The sequence below is a fragment of the Microcoleus sp. ARI1-B5 genome, from assembly GCF_036705795.1.
Lineage (GTDB): Bacteria > Cyanobacteriota > Cyanobacteriia > Cyanobacteriales > Microcoleaceae > Microcoleus.
In genome coordinates this window covers 1-5,726 of sequence record NZ_JAUBVK010000065.1, presented here as the reverse complement: position 1 = coordinate 5,726, position 5,726 = coordinate 1, and the positions used below count along the sequence as shown (strand labels likewise).

At 51.7% G+C, this 5,726-nt stretch carries 1 protein-coding gene; it reads right to left on the bottom strand.

What is annotated here, in order from left to right:
- A partial coding sequence (locus QUB63_RS34750) for a DUF4347 domain-containing protein (RefSeq protein ID WP_332949938.1) occupies positions 1–4,452 on the bottom strand: 4,452 nt, incomplete at its 3' end.
- Positions 4,453–5,726: the final 1,274 nt, after the last annotated feature.

Sequence of the window (5,726 nt, the reverse complement as noted above, 5' to 3'; positions counted from 1 at the left end):
TAAGGGGTCGCAACCGCAGCCGGTATCCGGTTCGGGCACTCGGTCGAAAATAGCCGTCGGTGTCGGCGCGGGTGTTGGTGTTGGCGTCGGTGTTGTTTCGGGTGTTGGTGTGGGCGCGGGCGTTGTTTCGGGTGTTGGTGTTGTTTCGGGTGTTGGCGCGGGCGCGGGTGTTGCCGTCGGCGTCGGCGTTGTTTCGGGTGTTGGCGCGGGTGTCCGCACGGGCGTGGGTGTCCGCACGGGCGTGGGTGTTGGCGCAGGCGTCGGTGTCGGCGCAGGCGTCGGTGTCGGCGCAGGCGTCGGTGTTGGAGAAATTGGTTGCAAGACAGCAGCTACAGTAGCGCTGGCGGGTGCAGTCGCGCCGCCGTTGTCCGTAGCGCTGTAGGTGAAATTTGCTGTTGTAAAGTTGGCTGTCGATTGGAAAAATAATTGATTAATGTCAGCCGGTGTCAGGATTTGACCGGCGCTGACAATTCTGCCGCCAGTCTCGGGATTGCCTAAAAATATCAGCCCTTGATTTGCTGCTGGGACGCTGTTGATGGTGAAGGATGCGATCGACCCGTCGGGGTCTGTGCCGCCGAGTCCTGCGATCGGCACAGTGCTGCTGGGGGCTATATTGAGGTTGACATTGTTGGCGACTGGCGGTTGATTGGGCGGGGGCAGCAGCGCCGATACTGTGGCAGTGGCGGGGCTGGTAGCGCCGAGGTTGTCTGTGGCGCTGTAGGTAAAATTAGTACCTGTAAATCCCGCTGCCGACTGAAAGAACAATTGCCCTATTTGAGGCGGAGTCAGGGTTTGAGCCGCAGTGACGGCAGTGCCTCCGGCAGTTGGGCTGCCTAAAAATATTGCCCCTTGATTGGCTGCTGGAACGGTGTTGATGGTGAAGGATGCGATCGACCCGTCGGGGTCTGTGCCGCCGAGTCCTGCGATCGCTGATTGGCTGCTGGGGGCAACAATAACATTGACGTTGTTAGCTACCGGCGGCAGGTTGGGAGTTGGCCCGGTAACAGGCGGAATCTTGACAGCAGCTACAGTAGCGGTGGCGGGTGCAGTCGCGCCGCCGTTGTCCGTAGCGCTGTAGGTGAAATTTGCTGTTGTAAAGTTGGCTGTCGATTGAAAGAATAATTGCCCTATTTGTGCTGGGGTGAGAGTTTGACCGGCGCTGACAATTCTGCCGCCAGTCTCGGGATTGCCTAAAAATATCAGCCCTTGATTTGCTGGTGGAACGCTGTTGATGGTGAAGGATGCGATCGACCCGTCGGGGTCTGTGCCGCCGAGTCCTGCGATCGGCACAGTGCTGCTGGGGGCTATATTGAGGTTGACATTGTTGGCGACTGGCGGTTGATTGGGCGGGGGCAGCAGCGCCGATACTGTGGCAGTGGCGGGGCTGGTAGCGCCGAGGTTGTCTGTGGCGCTGTAGGTAAAATTAGTACCTGTAAATCCCGCTGCCGACTGAAAGAACAATTGCCCTATTTGAGGCGGAGTCAGGGTTTGAGCCGCAGTGACGGCAGTGCCTCCGGCAGTTGGGCTGCCTAAAAATATTGCCCCTTGATTGGCTGCTGGAACGGTGTTGATGGTGAAGGATGCGATCGACCCGTCGGGGTCTGTGCCGCCGAGTCCTGCGATCGCTGATTGGCTGCTGGGGGCAACAATAACATTGACGTTGTTAGCTACCGGCGGCAGGTTAGCGGGAGTCGGCGCCGGCGCGGGAGTCGGCGCCGGCGCGGGAGTCGGCGCCGGGGCGATGCTTGTGGCAACTGTTGCGCCGGGATCGCTGCCGTTATTGTTGCCGGGATTCGGGTCATTAGTGGTTGAGGTACTGCTTGCCGTGTTGCTGACAGTGCCAGTCGCCGGGACTGGGAATGTGACAGTCCGGCTGACAGTCACCCCGTCAGCTAAGCTGGCAATGGGCGGAAAGCTGACAATGCCTGTGGCTGGGTTGTAAGTACCGCCGTTGGATGCTGTGACGCCCGTTAAACCTGGAACGATGCTGTCTGTAACGGTGATGTTGGCGGCGGTATTCGGCCCTCTGTTTTGGGTGAGAATTGTGTACGTGACAGTTGACCCCGGGGTGGCAGTAGCGGGGCCTGTTTTGCTGGTGGCGATATCGGCATTTCCCGCTACTGTGGTTGTGACAGTAGATCCGGGTTGGGAACCGTTGTTGTTGCTGGGAGTGGGGTCTGGGGTAGTTGAGGTACTGCTGGCAGTGTTGGCGACGCTGCCGCTAGCGGGAACTGCGAAGCTGACGGTTCTGCTGGCGCTGGCTGCACTGGCTAGAGATGCGATCGCACTCCAAGTCACAATACCCGTAGTTGGGCTGTAACTCCCGCCGTCCGACACGCTGACGGACGTCAAACCAGGCACGATGCTGTCGGAAACCGCCACATTGGCGGCCGGACTCGGCCCGCTGTTAGACGCCGTAATTGTGTACGTGACAGTCGAGTTCGGGGCCGCGCTGGCGGGGCCGGTTTTGACAGTAACTACATCCGCGCTGCTGCTGGTGATGGTGGTGGTGACTCGCGCTGCGGGTTGGGAACCGCTGTTGTTTGCAGGTACAGGATCGATCGTGCTGCTGTTGCTGAATACAGTGTTTGTAATAGGGCCGAGTGTAGGTGAAGCCGTAACAGTTAAGGTGCGGGTCACGCTGGCCCCAACAGCTAAATTCGGAATACTCGGCCAGGTGACTATTCTCGTTGTCGGGTTGAAAGTGCCGCCGCCCTCGGCACTGCCAAACACTACACCTCGGGGCAGTTGGTCTTGAACCAGCACGTTTTCGGCTGCGTTGGGACCGTTATTTAGTGTCGTAATTGTGTAAGTAATGCTGCTGCCCGCTGGCGCTGCGATCGGCCCTTTTTTTGTTGTAGCAACATCTGCTGTAGTCCCCGGCACGTCTACAGTCTCGATCGACAAAGTGCGAACGTCGTGAATATTTGTGGCGTCTCCCGTTGAACCAGCAAAACCAAACTTGAATGTTTGCGGGACTGGCCCGTTGATCGCCGCTAGATTGGGAATGTCGATAATAGTCTCGCCCGCATCTGTAAAGGAACCGTTATTGTTGATATCAAAGTTAACAGTGAGACGATTTGGCGTTGCCGAATTGGGAGGTTGCAATATAACTTGAACTCTTCTTCTGGCTGATTGGCGAGTGCTAGTAATGATGTTGTCCGGCCCGTTTGGAGGCAGAGGATTTACGATATCGGGAATATTATCTACTCCCCCCGGCAAAATCGTAGAAGTTAAAAAATCATATCCCGTAGCTTCCCGACCCCGAAGCGTCACCGAATCTTTTGTAGTTCCCGGAATTCCCCCTACACGCCCTTGAGTTGGATTTGAAAAATTCCCGAATTCATCAAATCCAATTCCTAAATAACCTCCGACTAAACCGGGTACATTTGTATCTGAATTTTGAGCGTAGCCGATAGAACCTCCATAGCCTCCAGCTTTTGTCGGCGTCGCAGTACCGTCAATTAAAAAGAAACTTGTACCGTCCCCTGTCAGGTTGCCAAAACCCGCACGTGCAGTGCCGTTGTAGGCAAATATATCGAAGACAATTTTAATGCCGCTGGTGGCTGGTAGCGCACTGTTATAGATGACAAAAGTAGATTGGTCGAACTTGCTTGAAGTTAATCTTAAAGCCCCGCTGCCGGGAGCGTCGATGTTCAAACCCGGAAAATTCTCCGTTCCGGTTCCTGATGTTAAAGCTGGAGTGTCTGAATTGCCTGTTACCCCAGATATCCAAGGCCCTGTCAGACTTGCGTCTTGAAAAGTTTCGTCAACTAAAGTCGCGAGGACAGCGCTGTAAGTTTCCTGCGTTTTTGTTTCAAAGGCTATTGCGGTTTTTACTCGTCCTGCTGCAACATTTAATTGCCAGTTTCCTCCTAATTTTGCACTGCCAATTAGATTGTTGGCAGCGGCTATATTTGCCCCTGTTAATGCTCTCAGCTTCCGCACGAAAGCAATGCCGGATTTTCTGGCCCCCACCCTGCACGCTAACAATAAAATATCGGCTGTTTGGCTGAAGGCATTTCGCCACTGTTGCAAATGCCGATCGTACTTTGACAAGTTTTCACCCTTCAGTACGGTTGACCCCAGTTGCACCGCAGCTTCGCTCCCGTGAGCAACTATCTGAAGGCTGGCGATGGAGTGGCGTTTAGCCAGAATCTCGGTAATTTGTTCTACTCCGTCCAGAGTGCGATCGAGTACAATTACCTCTGTCCCCGGTCTGACTCCGCTGGCAAGATGCTGATAATTCTCTACCCTCGGATCGATGCAAACTAAATGTTTTTTTTGTTCGGTCTTGACGCGAAGACTGGATTTTGTTAAACAGTAAATATCGCTCGGGCGATCGCCCGCTAAGGGTTCCCAAATCACAGCAGCTTTTATGCAGTCTGTGTCGCTGGGAGCGCCACTGAATTTTTGATTTGGGCAAGAGTAGTTGTACGATAATTTTTGCATGAGTTACAGGGCTCCCTGACTTGTTACTTGTCAACCTTCTATGGCAAATATTATTGTTAATTCCTAAGTAGATGAGCGAGAAAATATATAAATATGTCCGCAGCGAGTGAAACGTTAGCAATCGCTTGTCTTTAGATAAAAGCCCTCGCTATTGTTGTGATAGCAATACAGATTCTGTGACATACCAAAAATGATTTCCACCTACCTACTTGAGCGGGAATTTATAATTGCTAATTGCTCCGTTTCGGATAGTTAACAAGTTCCATTTACGGCGATTTTTTTAAAATCGACATCTTCCCAAAGTAACAGTTAGCTGCTTTTACCTGGGAAGTCGGGCGTTTTTTAGCGAAGTCTGACTTTTCGCAGAAAAATTTTTAGTCTCAAACGCAAAAATCCCGGGTGCGATGTACGAAAATACGCCGTGGAGTCGGAGATTTGGTTGCAACAATCGGTTGAAGATCCTTCGTGTTAGTAGCGAGGACTTAACTCCTCTGACTTTTATGAGGACTTAAGTCCTCACTACCAACCAATTTTATGCCTCTCGACAGACCGATTTGCAGATATCTATTCCTGTCAAATAACCGTTATACGATTTTAGATTTTAGATTTTAGATTTTAGATTTTAGATTTTAGAATTGGGAATAACTGATTTTCTAAGGGTTTGCAGCTTGCCTACAGTTGCATTCTTTTTTGAAACTGGTATTATAGCAGTTGACAATTGACCGCTTGACAATTGACAGTTGACCGCTTGACAGTTACATAGGGGAATCAAACCGTTTAGGGTAGAGGGGTTTCGGGTTCTATTCATGAGGTTATCTATGTCTTAAAAGCCAAGAAGGTTGCTATATAAAGTTTGTAGTGTGGAATGCGAGTCCTTATCCATGACGCTTGACTCGCATTCCGAACGATCGAACCAATCTTATTACGGTCGTCCTCGGAGGACATAATATCAGATATAGCAACCGCCACATGGCGTGAGGACATAAATAACCTCATGAATAGAGCCGATACCCGAAGAGCATAAATGGTTTGATTCCCGTACTGTGCAACTGTCAACTGTCCACTGTCAACTGTCCACTGCTATAAGTCCGGAGCTTGAGGTTGGTTAAGTTGTGAAATATTGAGAAACCCGGTTTGTAAACAAACCGGGTTTCTCAATGTTAGGTCAAGTTGGGCGCATTAAATGCGCTGTGATTTTTACTGGGAAAAAGTCACAAAATCCCGAGCAGTAATAGCATTATTAGCTCCCAAAACATTAGCCAAAACCAGGCCAG